Annotated in this window: 9 protein-coding genes, 1 tRNA gene and 1 pseudogene; 7 read left to right on the top strand and 4 right to left on the bottom strand. The window is 69.0% G+C overall.

The features are described 5' to 3' along the window. The first annotated feature begins 31 nt into the window (after positions 1-31). Entirely contained in the window at positions 32-2,287 is a 2,256-nt protein-coding gene (locus ACWCXB_RS26185; RefSeq protein ID WP_450726031.1) for a transglycosylase domain-containing protein, read from the top strand. A gap of 218 nt (positions 2,288-2,505) precedes the next feature. Here ACWCXB_RS26185 and ACWCXB_RS26190 read toward each other — a convergent pair whose 3' ends face one another. Continuing rightward, positions 2,506-2,970 carry a GatB/YqeY domain-containing protein gene (locus ACWCXB_RS26190; RefSeq protein WP_450726033.1) on the bottom strand — a complete coding sequence of 155 codons (465 nt, stop codon included), beginning with the start codon at positions 2,968-2,970 and terminating at the stop codon, positions 2,506-2,508. A gap of 196 nt (positions 2,971-3,166) precedes the next feature. Here ACWCXB_RS26190 and mptB point away from each other — a divergent pair, with 196 nt between their 5' ends. The 5 genes from mptB to ACWCXB_RS26215 all read left to right on the top strand — a co-directional run bounded on the left by mptB (position 3,167) and on the right by ACWCXB_RS26215 (position 7,908). Next, complete coding sequence (gene mptB / locus ACWCXB_RS26195; protein WP_450726034.1) at positions 3,167-4,615, top strand: polyprenol phosphomannose-dependent alpha 1,6 mannosyltransferase MptB; 1,449 nt, start codon at positions 3,167-3,169, stop codon at positions 4,613-4,615. Further along, entirely contained in the window at positions 4,612-5,907 is a 1,296-nt protein-coding gene (locus tag ACWCXB_RS26200) for a glycosyltransferase 87 family protein (RefSeq protein ID WP_450726035.1), read from the top strand. The genes mptB and ACWCXB_RS26200 overlap by 4 nt, the downstream gene beginning before the upstream one ends. Then, on the top strand, positions 5,853-6,791 hold the full coding sequence (locus ACWCXB_RS26205) for a metallophosphoesterase (RefSeq protein ID WP_450726037.1): 939 nt from the start codon (positions 5,853-5,855) through the stop codon (positions 6,789-6,791). The genes ACWCXB_RS26200 and ACWCXB_RS26205 overlap by 55 nt, the downstream gene beginning before the upstream one ends. A gap of 187 nt (positions 6,792-6,978) precedes the next feature. Beyond that, positions 6,979-7,052: transfer RNA gene (locus tag ACWCXB_RS26210), tRNA-Pro, on the top strand. A gap of 283 nt (positions 7,053-7,335) precedes the next feature. Further along, the gene (locus ACWCXB_RS26215) at positions 7,336-7,908 is read left to right on the top strand and encodes a hypothetical protein (RefSeq protein ID WP_450726038.1); all 573 of its coding nucleotides are present in this window, start codon (positions 7,336-7,338) and stop codon (positions 7,906-7,908) included. Between the two features lie 281 nt (positions 7,909-8,189). Here ACWCXB_RS26215 and ACWCXB_RS26220 read toward each other — a convergent pair whose 3' ends face one another. Together ACWCXB_RS26220 and ACWCXB_RS26225 are read right to left on the bottom strand one after the other, a co-directional pair. Continuing rightward, entirely contained in the window at positions 8,190-8,768 is a 579-nt protein-coding gene (locus tag ACWCXB_RS26220) for a hypothetical protein (RefSeq protein WP_450726040.1), read from the bottom strand. A gap of 32 nt (positions 8,769-8,800) precedes the next feature. Further along, positions 8,801-15,043, bottom strand: coding sequence for a DNRLRE domain-containing protein (locus ACWCXB_RS26225; RefSeq protein WP_450726041.1), 6,243 nt, complete (start codon positions 15,041-15,043; stop codon positions 8,801-8,803). Positions 15,044-16,222: 1,179 nt separating this feature from the next. Between ACWCXB_RS26225 and ACWCXB_RS26230 the strand changes: the two genes are divergently transcribed. Then, on the top strand, positions 16,223-16,624 hold the full coding sequence (locus ACWCXB_RS26230; protein ID WP_450726043.1) for a hypothetical protein: 402 nt from the start codon (positions 16,223-16,225) through the stop codon (positions 16,622-16,624). A gap of 470 nt (positions 16,625-17,094) precedes the next feature. On the opposite strand, the pseudogene ACWCXB_RS26235 reads toward ACWCXB_RS26230, so the two are convergent. Further along, positions 17,095-17,643: pseudogene (locus ACWCXB_RS26235) on the bottom strand (tyrosine-type recombinase/integrase); the annotation flags it as partial. Between the last annotated feature and the right edge of the window lie 221 nt (positions 17,644-17,864).

Below are 17,864 nucleotides of genomic sequence, written 5' to 3' on the forward strand. Positions count from 1 at the left end.
AACGCCGCCAACAACGGATTAGGCTGCCCCCATGCCAAACAAGCGCTCGGGCGGAGGTCTGACCGGGACCCAGCAGGCCGCCAAGTTCCTCGGTGTCAGTGTGCTCGCGGGAGTGGTGCTGGCGGGTATCGCCCTGCCCGCCGCCGGTGCACTGGGACTCACGGCCAAGGGCACGGTCGAGGGGTTCGACGAGATCCCGGCCAACCTCAAGACGCCTCCGCTCAGTCAGCGCACGACGATCCTGGACTCCGAGGGCGGCCAGATCGCGACCGTCTACTCCCGTGACCGTACGGTCGTCCCGCTCAAGGACATCTCGCCGTACATGCAGAAGGCGATCGTCGCGATCGAGGACGCGCGCTTCTACGAGCACGGGGCGGTCGACCTCAAGGGCGTGCTGCGCGCGCTCAACCGGAACGCGCAGGAGGGCGGTGTCACCCAGGGCGCGTCGACCCTCACCCAGCAGTACGTCAAGAACGTCTTCGTGGAGGAGGCCGGCGACGACCCCGACAAGGTCGCCCAGGCCACCCAGCAGACGCTCGGCCGCAAGGTCCGCGAGCTCAAGTACGCGATCCAGGTGGAGGAGGAGCTCGGGAAGAAGAAGATCCTCGAGAACTACCTCAACATCACCTTCTTCGGTCAGCAGGCGTACGGCATCGAGGCCGCGTCCAAGCGCTACTTCACCAAGTCCGCCAAGGACCTGAAGCTGGAGGAGGCGGCGCTGCTGGCCGGCATCGTCCAGTCGCCCAGCCGCTACGACCCGGTCAACGACAAGGAAGAGGCCACGAAGCGGCGCAACACCGTGCTGCAGCGGATGGCCGACATCGGTGACATCTCGCAGGAGGCCGCGGCCGAGGCGAAGGCGAAGCCGATCAAGCTGAACGTCAGCAGGCCGAAGAACGGCTGCATCACGGCGGTCGACGGCGCGGGCTTCTTCTGCGACTACGTACGCAAGACCGTCCTCTCCGACCCCACCTTCGGCAAGACGGCGGAGCAGCGCCAGAAGCTGTGGAACCTGGGCGGTCTGACGATCAGGACCACGCTCGACCCGCGCGCCCAGGAGGCCGCCAACGAGGCCGCCACCTCGAAGGTCAACAAGGACGACAAGGTCGCTGCGGCGGTGGTGCAGGTCGAGCCGGGCACCGGCAAGATCCTGTCGATGGGTCAGTCGCGCCCGTACGGCCTGGACCAGAAGCGCCACGAGACCGTGCTCAACCTCTCGGTCGACAACAAGATGGGCGGCACGACGTACGGCTTCCAGGTCGGCTCGACCTTCAAGCCGATCACGGCTGCGGCCGCCCTGGAGAAGGGCATCAGCCCGGCGCAGACCTTCTCGACCGGCTCCAAGATCGTGCTCCCGATGAGTTCCTTCACCAACTGCTCGGGATCCCCCGCCGGCTCCGGCATCTGGGACCCGCAGAACGAGACGAAGGACGAAAGCGGCAGCTGGGACATGACGAGCGCGCTCGGCAAGTCCATCAACACCTACTTCGCGAAGCTCGAGCAGATGACCGGGCTGTGCGAGACGGTCGAGATGGCGAAGAAGGTGGGCTACGAGCGAGGCGACGGCAAGAAGCTCGGCGAGAATCCGTCGATCACGCTCGGCGGTGAGGAGAGCACCCCGCTCTCGATGGCCGCCGCCTACGCCACCTTCGCCAACCGCGGTACGTACTGCACGCCGGTCGCGATCGCGTCCATCACCACCGCGGACGGCGCGACCATCAAGGTGCCCCGGTCCGAATGCTCGCAGGCGATGAGCGAGCGGACCGCGGACACGATCAACCAGATGCTCAAGGGCGTGGTCGAGGACGGCACCGGCACCAGGGCCGGCCTGAGCGACCGGGACAACGCGGGCAAGACGGGTACGACGAACGACCGCAAGGACGCCTGGTTCGTGGGCTACACGCCCAATCTCTCCACGGCGGTGTGGGTCGGCGACGACATCGGCGAGAAGACTCCGATGTACGACATCACCATCGGCGGTCAGTACTACGACAAGGTCTGCGGTGGCTGTCTCCCGGGCCCCATCTGGAAGATCGCGATGACCGGGGCCCTGGACGCCTCTGCGACGGACTCCTTCAACCCCGTCGACGTGCCTCGCGGCGAGAAGGGGGACGACGACAAGGAGGACGAGGACCGGGACAAGCCCGGCAACGACCGCGGTAACGACAACGGCGGCAACGACACCGGCGGCGACGGCGGTCAGCCGTTCCCCGGCATCTCCCTCCCGCCGGGCTTCATCGGCGGAACGGACGGCGGGCGGACCAACGGCGGCGGCGGTCGGAACTGACCTCGCCCTCCCGGGGGCGGGACCGGTGCCCGCCCCCGCGGCCTCGGTGGCCTCGGTATTGAGCAGGCCCGTGAAGTGAGGAATGCCGGCCACCCGGATCGGTCGCGGATCGATCCGGGTGGCCGGCACTCACCGGCTCTCGGTCTCCCGGCCCGGCCTCAGGCAGGCCCGGCCTCAGACAAGCCCGGCCCAGCCCCGGCCCGGCCCGGCGGTCGGCCTCAGCCCGCGAGCAGCTTCTTGACCGCCGCCGCGACCCGGCCGCCCTCGGCGCGACCGGCCACCTTCGGGTTCACGATCTTCATGACCGCACCCATCGCGCGCGGGCCCTCGGCGCCCGCCGCCCTGGCCTCCTCGACGGCCTGCGCGACGACGTCGTTCAGCTCGTCGTCCGACAGCTGCTGGGGCAGGTAGGCGTCGAGGATCTCGCCCTCCGCCTTCTCACGGTCGGCCTGCTCGGCGCGACCGCCCTGGGTGAAGGCCTCGGCCGCCTCGCGGCGCTTCTTCGCCTCCCTGGCGATCACCTTCTGCACCTCGTCGTCGGAAAGCTCGCGCGCCTCCTTGCCCGCGACCTCCTCCTTGGTGATCGCGGCGAGGGTCAGCCGGAGCGTCGAGGAGCGCAGTTCGTCGCGCGACCTGATCGACTCGGTGAGGTCTTCCTGCAGCTTGGACTTGAGCGTGGTCATGCCCCGATTGTGGCAGGTACGCGGCGTGCGCCGCCCGCGCATTTCGTCCGGGGCGCGCCGCGGCCCAGCCCGAACCCACCCTGCCCACCCGCGAGTCCCTGCGTCCCTCCGCTCGTAACGCTCCGGACACATCGTTGCCGTTCCTGAGTGGGGCCCACGTCGGCTCCCGGCCATCGTCCGTTGACAGCCTGCCCGCATGCCGGCCATCCGCGTTCCCGTCGACACCCGCCATGTTCAGCTCCTGGGGCTGACCGGCTCGGCGGTGCTCGCCGCTTGCGGGGTGGCCGTCGGGGCCGTACCCGTACGCGAGGTGCTCGCGCCTCGTTCCGGGGCGGCCGCGCTCGGGCTGGCCGGGGCGTATTTCGGACTCGTCCTGCTCATCGCGGCCTGGGCGCTGCTCGGCCGGGCGATACGCGGGCCCGAGCCACCGGCACCACGCACGCTGCTTCTCACGCTCGCGCTCTGGGCGGCGCCGCTGCTGGCGGCGCCGCCGCTGTTCAGCCGGGATGTGTACAGCTATCTCGCGCAGGGTGCGATGGTCGAGGCCCAGATGGATGTGTACGCGCAGGGTCCGGCCCATCTCGGCGGCCCACTGACCTCCGAGGTCGCACCGGTCTGGCAGCACACCCCGACCCCGTACGGCCCGGTCTTCCTGGCCTGCGCGGCCGCGATAGCCGGGTTCGCCCGGGCAGAGCTGTCCACCGGCATCCTCGGCATGCGGATCGTGGCGCTGCTCGGTGTCGCCCTGATGGTGTTCTGCCTGCCGAAGCTGGCACGCCGCTGCGGTGCGGACCCGCTCACCGCGCTCTGGCTCGGCGCGCTGAACCCGCTCCTGCTGCTGCACCTGGTGGCGGGCGCCCACAACGACGCGGTGATGCTCGGGCTGCTGGCCGCGGGCCTGGTCGCGGCGCTGGGGCGGTGGCCCGTCGTCGGCGCCGTGCTCGTCACCCTCGCCGCGCTGGTGAAGGCCCCGGCCGCGCTGGGTCTGCTCGCGGTCGCGCTGCTCTGGGGCCGACGGCTGGACGGCCGGCTGCCGCTGCTTCGGGCCGCCCTTGCCGTGGCCGGCGTCTCGGCGGCCACCACGGCCGCGACGACCGCCCTCACCGGCACGGGTTACGGCTGGATAGCCGCGCTCGATACTCCTGTCTCGCCGCAGAACTGGTCGCTGACGTCATCACTCGGCCGGATGACGGGGGCCGCGCTGACGAGCCTCGGCAGCAGCCTCGCAGAATTCGCGCTTCCGGCCTGGCACACGGCGGGTATCGCGGCTACCGTGCTGGCCATGATCGCCTTTTGGCGGCGGCACCATCTACGCCGCCCGGTCTACGCGCTCGGTCTGAGCCTGAGCGCAGTCGCCCTCCTCGGACCGGCGATACGTCCTTGGTACGTCCTGTGGGGCCTGTTCCTGATCGCCGCCGCGGCGCCGAACGGGTCGATACGGCTGCGCCGGGCCGCGGCCGTGGCCAGCGGCGTGCTCGCCCTGGCCGTACTGCCCAGCGGATTCGCCCCGGACGGAACACAGTTGCTGCTCGCGGTGGGCGGAGGTGCGGCCGCGGTGCTCGTACTGTGGTGTGCGTACCAGCTGACCGCGCGCGGCTCCTCCTCGGGCCGCGGCCGCACGGAACCCCTCGGGAGCCCCGCGTGAGGCCCCCGACCACGGTCCTTGGCAGGGTCGCCGTGGCCACGGGACTCGCGATCGCCGTCACGGCCTTCCTGATCTTCGTCCCGCTGCACCGCCACTGGTTCGACCTGCACGTGTACTACGGCACCATCGGCTACTGGATGGACGGCGGCCGGATCTACGACTACCTCAAGCCGGGCACCCACTACGGCTTCACGTACCCGCCCTTCGCCGCGCTCGTCATGATGCCGATGGCGGTGGTCGGCTGGTACAGCGCCATAGCGATCAGCCAGCTGCTGAACATCGTGGCGGCAGCGGCCATCCTCTATATCTGCACCGATGCGACGATCCGCCGGGAGGGCTGGACCCGCTGGTTCGCGTACGCCGTGCTGGCCTGCCTCTTCGCCTGGCTGGAACCGGTACGGGACACGGCGAGCTTCGGCCAGGTCAATCTGCTGCTGCTGGCGCTGGTCCTCGCCGACGCCTGGCTGCTGACGTCGGACACCGCCCGGGCCAGACGCCTGGACCGGATCGCGGGCCTCGGAATCGGCCTCGCCGCCGCGATCAAGCTCACTCCGGCGATCTTCATCGTCTATCTGCTGGTCACCCGGCGGCGGCGGGCGGCCGCGGTCGCCACGGCGGTCGCGGGCGGTGCGACCGTGATCGCCGCCTGGGCCGACCAGGAGGCGTCGCGTACGTACTGGACCGAGGCGATGTGGAACACGGACCGCGTCGGCTCGCTCGCCTACGTCTCCAACCAGTCCTGGCAGGGCATGCTGGCCCGGCTCACCGAGCCCGCCGCCGAGCCGAGCCGCGCGGTGTGGGCCATCGGCGTCCTGCTGCTGCTCTGCGTCTGGGCCTGGCGGGCACGGCGCGCCGTCGCCGCCGGTGACGAACTGGCCGGCTTCGCCCTGACCGGCATCACCGCATGCCTGGTGAGCCCCGTCACCTGGGTGCACCACCTGGTCTGGCTCATCCCCGCCCTCGCCGTCCTCGCCGACTCGGGACTGCGCTCGGCAGCGGGCGGGCAGCGGCGCAAGCGGCTGCTGTTCTGGGCCGGGACGAGCTATGCCCTGCTGTGCAGCAGCATCGTCTGGCTGTGGCGGTGGAACGACGGGGGCGCGCCCGGTTTCCTCGGCAGCAACGCGTACGTGTGGATCTCGCTGGGGCTGCTTCTGCTGCTGCCCTTCCGCGGGGTCCGGGAGGAACGGGACGGGGACGGGCCGTATGACCTCGCGGGCCCGTCTGCAACGATGGGCGCATGCGCGCACGCTACGGAGCCCCCCTCAAAATCGGTGTCGGCATCGCAGCCGTAGGCGCCGTCGGCCTCGCCTACGCCGCCGGATTCGAAGCCCGCTCGTTCCGGCTCCGGCGGGTAACGGTCCCCGTCCTGCCGCGCGGCATGCGCCCGCTCCGCGTGCTCCAGGTCTCCGACATCCACATGGTCTGCGGCCAGCGCAAGAAGCGCGCCTGGCTGCAGTCGCTGGCTGGCCTGCGTCCCGACTTCGTCGTCAACACCGGCGACAACCTGTCGGACACGGAGGGCGTGCCCGAGGTCCTCGACGCGCTCGGCCCCCTCCTCGACTTCCCCGGTGTCTACGTCTTCGGCTCCAACGACTACTACGGCCCGAAGCTGCGCAACCCCGCCCGCTATCTACTGGAAAAGGCCCAGGGCCGCCACGGCCTCAACGGCAACGCCCCGGCGGTCGGCGTCGTCCACAACCCGTGGGAGGAACTCCGCGACGCCTTCGACGCGGCGGGCTGGGTGGGCCTCAGCAACGCCCGCGGCCGGCTCAAGCTCGACGACCTCGACCTGGCCTTCACCGGTCTGGACGACCCCCACATCAAGCGCGACCGCTACGACTCGATCGCGGGCGGCCCGGACCGCGATGCCGACTTCTCCCTGGCCGTCGTCCACGCCCCCTACATCCGCTCCCTGGACGCCTTCACGGCCGAGGGCTACCCCCTCGTCCTGGCGGGCCACACCCACGGCGGCCAGCTGTGCATCCCCTTCTACGGCGCCCTGGTCACCAACTGCGACCTCGACACGGACCGCGTCAAGGGCCTCTCCACCCACGAGGCCGCCGGCCGCGTCTCGTACCTCCACGTCTCGGCAGGCTGCGGCACCAACCGCTACACCCCGGTGCGCTTCGCCTGCCCCCCGGAGGCGACGCTGCTCACGCTGACGGCACGGGACTGAGACCGGCCCCCCGGTGGCGGGGCCGACTGCCCCTGGTCGCGGGGCGCCGGCCGCCACTGGCGGTGGGTGGCGGCCCAGCAGCGGCGAGACCTGCGGCGGCGGGGCCTGCGAGCCGCCGAAAACCGGATTTCGTCTCCGGGCGCGCGTGGGCTAAAGTAAACGACGTCGCCGCGAGAGCGGATGACATCGGGGTGTAGCGCAGCTTGGCAGCGCGCTTCGTTCGGGACGAAGAGGTCGTGGGTTCAAATCCCGCCACCCCGACAGCTGAAACACCAGGTCAGGGCCGGTCTTCCTTCACGGGAAACCGGCCCTGACTCGTTCCTCGGGACCTCTGGGGAGTGAACGGGGAGTGGATCAAGGAAATCCACTCCCCGACCGTCACCCCTGGCGCGCTCTCAGCAAGGCATCGAGCGCACGCACAGGGGACCGAGGATTCCGTCTGTACAACACCGCGCACGCTCAGCGGCCCTGGACCCATGCACGACACGCAGGCTGGAACCGGCTCGTCCCCCAGGCCACGTGGAAGCCTGGGTCGCAGACCCTGGTGCTGCAGACCGACAGTGCTGCCGTCGGCTATGCCGTGCTGGAGGGCCGAGCCTTCGGCGACCCCCTGGGTTCGCTGACCGTGGACGAACTGGTGGCCGAGAATGCCACCGCGGCACGCCTGCTGCTCGGGGCCATCGCCCGACTCTGCTGGCAACGGCGTCTGAGCGAATTCACAGTGCGGGAACCGGCCGACAGCCTCACCGGCCAAGTGGCTCGCCATATGGGCTGCACCTACCAGCAGAGATTTCCGCTGAGCGGCGGGATGATGGCCGCCGTCTTGAACCGGTCGTCTCTGGTGCGGAAGCTCGAGCCCGAGCTGCGGCGCCGGGCTGCCGTGCAGCAACCGGACAGGGTCTACGACGAGGCGTTCGACGCGCTGCGACGCGGCGACCTGCTCCCCGATGACAAGGCGCTCATCCGGTTGCTTCTTGGCTACTGGTCGACCGATGACGCATACGTGCACGGGATGTCGATCCCCGAACGGTACCGGGATCTTTGTACGGCTTGGTTCCCCGGAGGCGGCACGCAGTCTCTGCCGACTCCGTACGCGCACCGCCTGGACCGGTATTAGAACCTGCGCTCGACGGGACGCGTGACCAGCCCCTGTACCGAGGAGCATCCCCATGCTGTCCTGGCAAGCACCACAATGCCGTCAAAATGGTGAACAAAGCCACCGTGCCCACGGCCGTAGCCCCGCCCCACCGGCAAGATCACGATCTACAACTGGAGTACTAACCGGAGGTCATCCCTGACCAGTTGGTCGGGCGCACCACAACCGCACCGGATCACGCGGAGAACAGCGGGAAATCATGGTGAAATGGTGGCTAACCCAGCGAAAGGGCCCGCAGTGATCTACGGCTGAACGGCGGGATCAATCGCTCTCACCACGTGACCATCCGTGGTCCCGCCCGCGCATTTCCAGACCGCGGTCTCATGGAAGTAACCCACATGCAGACCGCGGTCGTGCTCGCCGCAGACGGGCCAGGTCACGCGATGGTGGCTCATGACGAATTCCTGCACTCCTTCCGCCACAGCACCCAGAACCTCTGCCGAATCGGGTGTGGAGACCTCCGCCGACTTGATGTGGACCACGCCGACCGGTCCCAGGTCCGGGTCGCGCACGTAGTCGATGTAGCAGAAGTCGTCGCCGGTGGCCGCTTTCCCGGTGTCCTGCTCCGCCGACCTGGTGACCGTCTCGAAGGCCGATCTCGCCATGGAGAAGGTTCGCGCGGTCCAGGATTCACAGAACTCCGATTCCGGAATTTCTCCACGCTCGCCGTACAGCTCGGCCATCCACGTCAGCACCTCCTCGGGGAGCTGCTCCCCGTGCCGCCAGACCGCTCTCAGCATCCGGTCCTGCCAGTCCGAGAAATTCGACATCATCGCTGCCTTCCGATGGCAATGAAAGCCGGGGGAGAAGAGGCTGCCCACTTCTCCCCCGGCGATGATCAACCCGAAGGGTCTCAGGTGAAGAGGCCGTAGACGTTCAGGGTCGGGTTCCTGACGCAAATGTTCATGACGGTGAACTTCCCGCTGAATTCAACGTTGTCCGTCCAGTCGAACCAGAAGGTCATGCCCATGGCCCTGTACTTCCCCCGGTCCGACTCCGGTCTTCCTCTCCCGTTCGGGACACCCCAGGAGCCGTGGAAGACGTAGGTGCCCGGCTCCAGGTGGCCGTAGCTCTGATTCCTCTTGGCGTAGTACAGCGGAAGGACGATGGTGTACACGAACTTCAGAGCGCCGTACTTCTTCCAGATGCTCTTCAGCTTCACGTACCAGGTCAGGCTGCACTTGGACTTCCCGGTGCAGTTCCTGCTGATGCCGATGGTGTAGTTCTTCGTCTTCTTCGTCTGAGTGCGGTAGTTCAGCTCACCGCTGGTGTCCGACTGACCGATCGGGTCGGCGGGGTAGATGTAGGCGCTGGTGTTGCCGCCGTAGACCGGGTCGCTCTGGAGGAAGCGGCCGGTGGTCGGATCGTAGACGCGGACGCCCATGAGGGTGTATCCGGCCAGGCCGTCGGTGGCTTTCTGGTAGGCGCCCAGGGACCCGTACTTCGCCGCGGCGGCCGTGGCGTCCAGCGGGTTGCCGTACTCGTCGTAGCGCTGGACCGTGGCGGCGGACGTCGCCAGGTCCAGCCGGACGGAAATGTCACCGTGCAGATTGGCCAGTTGGAGGACCGCGCCGCCGGTGGCATCGGTGGTGGCGGCCAGGCCGCCGGAGAGGTCGGGGACATTCCGGCTGACAGTGGAGGCGGAACCCGCGGTGGTGACCGTCCAGGACGGAGTGTCGCAGCCACAGTTGTAGTGGTTCACCGTGGTGCTCGTGGTCGACCAGGTCGCGCCGCTGTCGCTGGTGGTCGCGGTGGCCGAGGACGCCAGGCGGCCGGAACCGTCCAGGCCCCAGGTGGTACGGGTGGAGCCCACGGTCTCACTGGCCACCAGGTCGTTGGTGTAGTAGGCCAGGGTCTTGCCCGCCACCTGGGTGGTGCGCCCGAAGGCGTCGTAGGTGTAGCCCCCGGCGATGAGGCGACCCGCGGTGTCGTGCGCGTACGCCGTGCTGGAGGTGGTGGGGGTGGAGCCCGCGGCCGTGACCGTGGTGGTCAGCGAGGTGCGGTTGTCATCCGTGTCGAAGGCGTAGGCACGCGAGGTCGTCGTCGTGCCGTCGTCGTCGGTGGCCAGGGCCAGGCGCCCGGAGGCGTCGTAGCCGTAGGCGGTGGACAGGGTTCCGCCGTCGGTCTGGGTGTGACCGGTCTGCTTGCCGTGGATGGTGTAGGTCGCGGAGTCGGAGAGCACGGTGGTGCCTGAGGAGTCCGCGTAGGTCACCGACGTCTGGTTGCCCGTCGTGTCGTAGGTCGTGGCCAGGGTGTAGCCACCGGGGAGGGTCTCACCGGTGAGAGCGCCGTCGGCGTCGTGGGCACCGGCCGTGAACGTCCCGGCGACCGAGTCGGTGATGGACCGGGCCTGGCCGGTGGTGGCGTCGTAGGTGTAGGTGGTGGTGGACGGCACCGAGTCGGACGCCCTCACCGGGCGGTCGAGGATGTCGTAGGTGAAGGAGCTGGTGCTGCCCGACCCGTCGCTGTAGGTGAGTGTCCGGCCCAGGGCGTCGTACGTCGAGGTGGACGTCTTGCCGTTGGCGGTGGTGCTGGCGACCTGGCCGGTGGCCCCGTCGTAGGTGATGCTGGTGGCCGGAGTGCCTGTTCCGGTGCCGCCGGTGACGGTCGTGCCGGTCGGACGGCCCGCCGCGTCGGGCGCGGTGGTGGTCGTACGGGTCACGCCGTTGGCGGTCTCGGCCTTGGTGACGACCTGGCCCCACCGACCGTAGGTGTAGACGGTGGTGACGGCCTCGGCGGGGTTGGTCCCGCCACCCGAGATGGCCGCGGCCGGGGCGGTCCTGCAGAGCAGGCCGTCCCACTCGGTCGAGGCGCAGGCGCCGGTGGCGTGCGCGTCGTAGTAGGTGTACACCAGCGTGCCCGCGTCCGAGCCGGACGATTTCGGGGTGCGGGTGGTGGCCACACGGCCCGCGCTGTCGTAGCTGGTCACCTGGCCCGCGGACTCGCCGCCGCCGGTGGTGGCCAGTTCGGAGCCCGTGGACCAGTCGTAGGTGGTGGTCGTGGTCTTGGCCTCCGCGTCGGTGGCGTAGCCGGCTATGGCCGCGCCCGTGGTGGAGGAGGTGACCAGGTCGGAGACCGCCGCGTTTGCCGGGGCTCCCTCGTCGTAGGCGTAGGAGGTGTGGGCGCGGGCCGGGATCACCGTGCCGGCGGCCAGGGTGGACTCGGGGGTGGTGCCGGTGAGTTCCGCGGCCAGGGTGATCTGGTGCAGCGGACCGTACTCGTCCGTCACACGGGTGCCGTCGGCGGAGTACTCCAGCACGGTGGCCAGCTGCTGGGCGCGCTCGGCGGTGGACAGATCGGTCAGGCCCAGGGCGGCCAGTTCTGTCGCCGCGTTGGCGGAGGTGCCCAGGGCGAGTTCCCGGTTGCCGGCGGTCAGGTCGGAGGACTCGTTGCCGAGCAGGTCGTACTCGGTGGTGGTGATCGCACCACCCGGGCTCACGGTGTTGGTCTCCGCTCCGTTCGCGTTGATGTAGCTGATCGTGGCCCGGGCATAGGCGTCGGCTGTCAGGTCGCCGCCGGTGCTGGAGGCCGGAACGCTGTCGGCGGGGAAGAACGCGGTGGCGTCGGTGGGCGCCTCGTCCTGTCCCCAGGTGGCGACCGTCGCGGTGTCCATCTGGTACGGGGCGGCGGTGCCGGAGACCGGGACGTCGTAGACGACGGTGGTGGCCGCCGTGCCGGACGTGGTGCTCGCGGAGCCCGCGGCGAGCGCGGCACGCGAAACCTTGAGGAGCATGCCGGACCCCGAGGTCAGGGCCGAGCCGGCCGTGCCGTAGGTGAAGGTCCAGGGCAGCTCGCCCGGCTTGGTGTACGTGGCTACGCGGCCGTCGGTGCCGTAGGTGTACTCCGTCTTCAGCGAGGGGCTGATGCGCGGGTCCCACACCTGGCGCAGCTGGCCGGAGGCGTTGTAGGCGTACGAGGCGAGCGTCTCGGAGGTCGAGGCGGAGGCACCGGGGGTGGTGGCCCACAGCTTGACGGCCGAGACCTGGTTCAGATAGTCGCCCAGTGTGCTGGAAGTGGCCGTGGTGGCCGGCGCGTAGACGTACTCCAGTACCCGGCAGCCCTTCGTGGACGGCGTCGTCTGGCAGGTCGTCGCAGTCGCCGCGCTCGTCGGCGAGACCACGTACCTCGGACGGGCCAGCTTCTTGCCGCCCACGTCCACCGTCGTCGAGAAGACCGTGACCGTCGAGTCGTCGACCGCCGAGGCCGACGAGAACACCGTCCACGTCGTCGAGGCCGGGTCCGCCTTCGCGAACACGACCGTGTTGGCGTCGGTGTCGGTCAGCGTGAACATGTTCGTGGTGGTCGAGTAGGTCAGCGTCAGGGACTCGGCACCGATCTCCGGCTGCCAGCCGCCGCTGCTCGTCTCGGTGAACGCGATCGCGCTGCCGTCACCGGCCAGTACCTCGACAGAGGAGCCGGAGGTCTCGCGGATCTGCGTGTAGTCGCTCGACTCGGCGGAGACGGCCGACGTCCAGCCGGGGCCGAAGATCTGCGCCTGGCCCTCGGTGTCGGTGCTGTTGGTACGCGAGGAGAACGTACGGTCCACGCTCGCGGCGAACGCGGAGGCGTCGGTGGCCGACAGGGTGAAGTCACCGGTGAGTTCGTTGACCTGGCCCGGGCCGATCTGATTGGTGAGGGCGGTGCCCGCGTCCCGGTCGAGGGTGACCTCGGCGGTCTGCGAGTAGCCGGTGGTGGTGCCGTTGGTGAACGCGGCCCGCAGCTGGATCACGCCGTCCTCGGCGAGGGTGGAGACGGTGTTCCACACCAGCTTGGTCGCGGTGCCGCCGCTGACGGCGACGGGCCAGGCGGAGACGGCGGAGCCGGAGGCGGTCACGTCACCGACGGGCACGGTGTGCCAGATGTCGCTCTCGCCGCGCCGGTACTGCCAGGTCACGCCGGTGTAGGTGGTGAGGCCCTTGGCCGCCAGGGTGACCCGGCGGGCGGTGGTGTCGCCGTCCTGCGGGGAGAGGATCGCCGCGCCGTCGGCGCCGACGCCGAAGCTGTAGGCGGTGCTGGCGGTGGAGAGGTTGCCGCCGGAGTCGATGGTGCGCGCGTACAGCGTGTGCCAGCCGCCCGCCGGGTCGATGCTGATGGTCTGCGCGTCGCCGCCGTTGCCGTTGGTGGTGTCCAGCTTCGTGTTCGGCAGGGACGCGTCGTCCAGGCCCCACTGGTAGCCGGCACCGTCCGTGGAGGAGGTGTCGAGGGTGCAGTTCACGGCGGCGGAGGCCTTGGCGGTCCAGCCGTCCTGGGTGTACGTGTCACAGGTGACGGTCGGTGCGACCGGCTTGGCCGTGTTCAGCACGAACGTCGTGTAGCCCGACCACGACCCGAAGTCCGTACCGTCGTACGCCCGCGCCCGGTAGCGAAGATGGCTGCCGGAGGGGAAGGCGGAGGCGGAGGGGATGGCCAGGGTCGAGGTGGAGCCGGAGGCCACGGTCTTGCCGTACGCCGTGAGGGAGTACGTGGTGTCCGCGTACGCCGGGTCGGCGGTGATCTCGTACTGCGCCTGGACGTTGGCCCCGTCCGGGTCGGTCACCTTCGACGACAGGGTCGGGGTGAGCGAGGTGACGTAGCGCTTGCCGCTGTAGGCGTTGACCTGCGAGGGCGCGATCGCCGTCGAACTGGGCACCGCCGGGTAGGAGTTGTACGTCACGGTCAGGTGCGGCTCGGTGGAGCCGTCGCCGGAGACGTAGTTGGCGGAGCGGTAGCGGCGCCAGGTGGTGGAGTCGGTCTCCGAGGCACCCGCGATACGGACACCGTAGTTGGTGGAGCCGTCGGCCCAGGCCTGCACGATGGCGTCGATGTCGAAGTTGACGGTGCCGGCCGGGCAGGAGTCGTTGTAGCCCTTGGCCGCCGTGCTGGTGACCGCGCCGGTCGTGGTGGTGGCGGGCTGGTCGCCCCAGGTGATGTCCGAGGTGGTCCACGCCCCGGTGATTCGCCGCACCTGCGTGCCCGCGCCGGCGGTGGCACAGGTCGAGGAGTAGTACGAGTACAGGGCGAGGTTGGTGTCGGTGATGTGCTTGCCCGTGAACGCCGACACGTCGAACTTCAGGTAGGCGCGGGCCTTGGTGGTCCCCGCGTCGTACGTACCCGACTTCAGCTCCTCCGAGGAGACCTGGGAGTCGGGGTAGTTGGTGGCGACCCAGGTGTCCGCGGAGGCGGCGAGCGTGCTGGTGGGGTCGACGGTGACCGGGTAGGTCAGCTTGTTGTCGGTGAAGTAGCTCGCGTCCGGGGTGAGGACCAGGGTCTGCGACCCGTCCTCGGCCGTCTCCACCTTCGTGGCGACGGGGGCCTGGTGCTTCGACTCGCCGGACTTACGGTCCTTGGAGGAGTCCCACATCATCGGCGCGGGCGCCTCGGCGACCAGCTTCCCTGCGCCGTCCTTCAGCAGCAGGTGACCGGATTCGGCCACCGACAGCTCAAGTCCCTTGAGCCGCATGGGTATCCGGTACTCCAGCGGACCCTCGGGCGCCTTGTCCAGGACAACGTTCTGGCTGAACCCCTGCGACAGCGCGGTGACCGTCAGGGTCTCGCCGTCACCGAGATCGTAGGAGGCGGTGTCGTCCTTCACCGAAGGCGTCGGAAGCTTCGACTCCCAGCCCATCCCGAACGACTTCGCGCCCTTGGTGACCGAGGCGAGCGCGGTGTCTCCGCCGTCGGAGACCGCGATGTCGGCGGCGGCCACCTCCGGCTCCAGCGCACTGCCCTCGTCGGCCAGAGCGGTGTCGATGTTGCGCCAGACGCCGTCGACCTTCTGCCGGATCGGCGCCGCGTACGTGGATGTCTGCAACTGTCCGTTGGGCAGCGCGTACGTCGTCGAGCTGGCGGAACGTTTCGCCAACACCTCGATCCTGCGGCCCTGCAACCGGGCCATCAGCAACGCGGCGGCCGTCGAATCGGCCGAAGAGGCCGCCGACTTGGCGGACTTGCCCGAGGCCGTCGCCCGCGTGGTGGCGGAGTCCGCGGCGGCGAAGGCCTGCCCGCTCCCCAGCGACACCAACGCCGCCTCGGCGACCAGTACGGCGGCGACGGCGAGCGCGGTGCGTCTTGGCGATATGCCCGCGACTCGCACCCTTCCCCGTTGTCTGAATCTCAACACGACTCCTGTGATCACGCCATGACGCCTGATACGCCATGGGCTGCGTGATTGTAAATGTAGGGAAGCGGTGAAGATCTCCAGCGATGCGGTCACTCCGGGCGGAGCCCTCGAAATCGTTACGTCATCTTGCCTGTCAGTCGCTTGACCTGCACAGGTATGGGTCACATAAGCGCCCGGGACGGCAGCGGAGTTCGCGCGATGGTCGCGCTGCCCGCGTGCGCATGTGGGGCAATTTCCGGCAAAGGGCCGACGGTCGTCGGTGTCGGACTTGACCGCGAGCTGCCGGGTGCGTCGGTATGGAAACGTGATGTGGAGTTGGCGCTCTTGTCCTGATGCGGACGACGGCTTTTCTTCCCGCGGACTACCTATCCTTGCCTTGACTCCTCTTTGCGTCCTTGCTGCACGCTCAAATCCATTCCGAATCCCATCCCTGGAGAAATCCTCCAGGGCCCAATTCGGGATGAAGCAGTCGCGTCGCTAAGGCGCGTCGTATGAGCGACGACGTTCCGGTCTGCCCTGAGTGCAACCGGCCCATGCGGTCCGGTGGCCTCATGGTCTCCGTGCGGGAGGACAACGGCCTGCGGACCTGTCGGTCGCTGTGAAAGTGCGCCGACCGACACGTCTGGTGGCGCTGGGCGGACCGGCCGGACGCGCCATGGGAGGTCTGCCCAGTGCCGCAGTTGTTCCGCTGACATCCAACGCTGACATCAACGACCACGAACAGCTGCGGCGGTCAGCACCCGGCGATGACACCCGCGCACGACCTGAACCGCGCCGCCCAGGGGCGGGATCGAACTCCTAATGCGGTGGTCACACGGCGGCGCCGCCGACGGCAGTGATGACGGCAACGACGGCGGACGCCAGCGGCACTCGGCGACACGGCGGCCCGGCAAGGTGACGGCATAGGACGATCGGACCGGCTCACCACGGCGTGCCCGCATCTTCTAAGCGCCTGTCCAGGCAGCCAGATTGACCACGACCGTGCCAGGAGCGTGCCAGATCGTGCGGGGAACCACGGGGAACGCCGGGCAACGAGCTGGCAGCAGATCGGGCGTTAATCCGGTTCCACTGCAGGTCAGCGGCGCACTCGTCGAAAGGGAACCCAAGCTTCCCAAGCCGAGGTTCCCTCGTGAAAGCGGGTTCTTGCTGTCTGACCTGCGCTGTACGGTCCGCTCCATGGCTGAGAGACCGACGACGAACTGGCGCAGAGGCATAGCCAAGGAGGCCGCGGAGCTTGCCGCCGGCACCCTGGATCCCGACTGCGCGTGCATGGTCGAGCTGTTCCCCGAAAGGCTCTTGCTGGAGACCGATGCCGTCCTCGACGTGTTCGAGGCCGAGTTGCCCTCGCTCGCCGAAGGAGACGACGCACGGATCTTCGCCGCTGTGGAGTGCGTCGTCTTGGCCCTGAACGCCGTGAACGAGGCTCATGACGAATGCGCCTTCGAAACCGATGAACGCGAGCAGTTGTGCGCCTACGTCGATGAGGCGCTCACCGAGCAGGGAGTCGACGTCGCGGCCCTGACCGCCAGGCGGGGGCTCGGTCGGCACGAGCTCACGGACCGGTGGCGGGACTGGTGAGCCCTCGTCGTGAGAGATCAGGTCGACTGTGGCCAGCGACAGGAGTGTCTACGATCGCGCGGTGAGCTACGACATCTACTTGGAAAGCGCGGGGCAGCTGGTCACGAGTTGGAGGCTCATATCCTCCACCAGCGCTTCGCCGGGCACGATGTCGAATGGCCTCACGGTTCGCACGCGGAGGCCGTTCTATGCGTCTCAGCCTGCGTCGTCCTGACGGGTCAGCCCTGGGGAGTGAGCGGGGAGTGGATCAAGGAAGTTGCACCGATCGCCACTCATCGGAACCAACTCGTACCAATGCCCTGACCTGCACAGGAGCCAAGCGCCCCTGGCCAGCGATCTTTCCGCACATTATTCGGGACGAAGAGGTCGTGGGTTCAAATCCCGCCACCCCGACAGCTAAGTAGCAGGTCAGAGGGCCCTTACCGAATCGGTGAGGGCCCTCTGGCATTGCTGCGTGTCTATCTGCGTGACTAGCGCTCCGGATCGCGCTTGAAGATGCCGTCCATGACCACGGCGCCGGTCTGGATCACGGGTCGGATCTGCTTCCGGTACACCTCCTCGGTCACGGCCGTGCCGGAGTGGCCGACGAGGCGGGAGATCTCCTCCAAGGGGACGCCGCGGTCGGAGAGCAGGGACACGAAGCTGTGGCGGAGCTCCCGAGGCGTCCACTCGTCAGCGCTGATTCCTTCGGCGTCTTTGAGCGCCTGGCGGAAGGCGCGCCGAACGTTGGTGGCGTCGAGCGGCTTACCAACGGCCGAGGAGAAAACGAGCCCGTGTTCCTCCCAGCTGTCGCCAGCGGCGAGCCGCTCCCAGCCCTGGTCTTCGAATTGCTGCCAGAGGACTTCGACGCAACGTGCCGGCAGAGCGAGCGTTCGCCGGGGCTTCCGGGTCTTCGTGTCCCCGCCACGACGGACCGAGCGCCACACCGCGATGTGCGGAGGCTGCGGCGGATCGGCGTTCGGCTTGCCCTTCAGGAAGACGTGGTCCCAGGTGAGCGCGCGCAGCTGCCGGCTCGCCGCCGGGCCCGACGCTCCTGTCTTCGCCCCGCTCCGGGCCCGGCTACGCCGGCCGCGCGGCTGAGCGAGCAACGCCAGATGCGCGAGACGGTAGCCCGCTGTGGCTGGGGCGGTCGGCTCCACGGCTTTAGACACCTCACGATGCCAACGCGTCAAGCCGCAGCGGCGAGTTCGGTGGGAAAGGCGGTGTGTTCGTCGAACGGCTTGCAGTGCTGGAGGCAGTG

This window comes from Streptomyces sp. NPDC001514 (assembly GCF_053597075.1).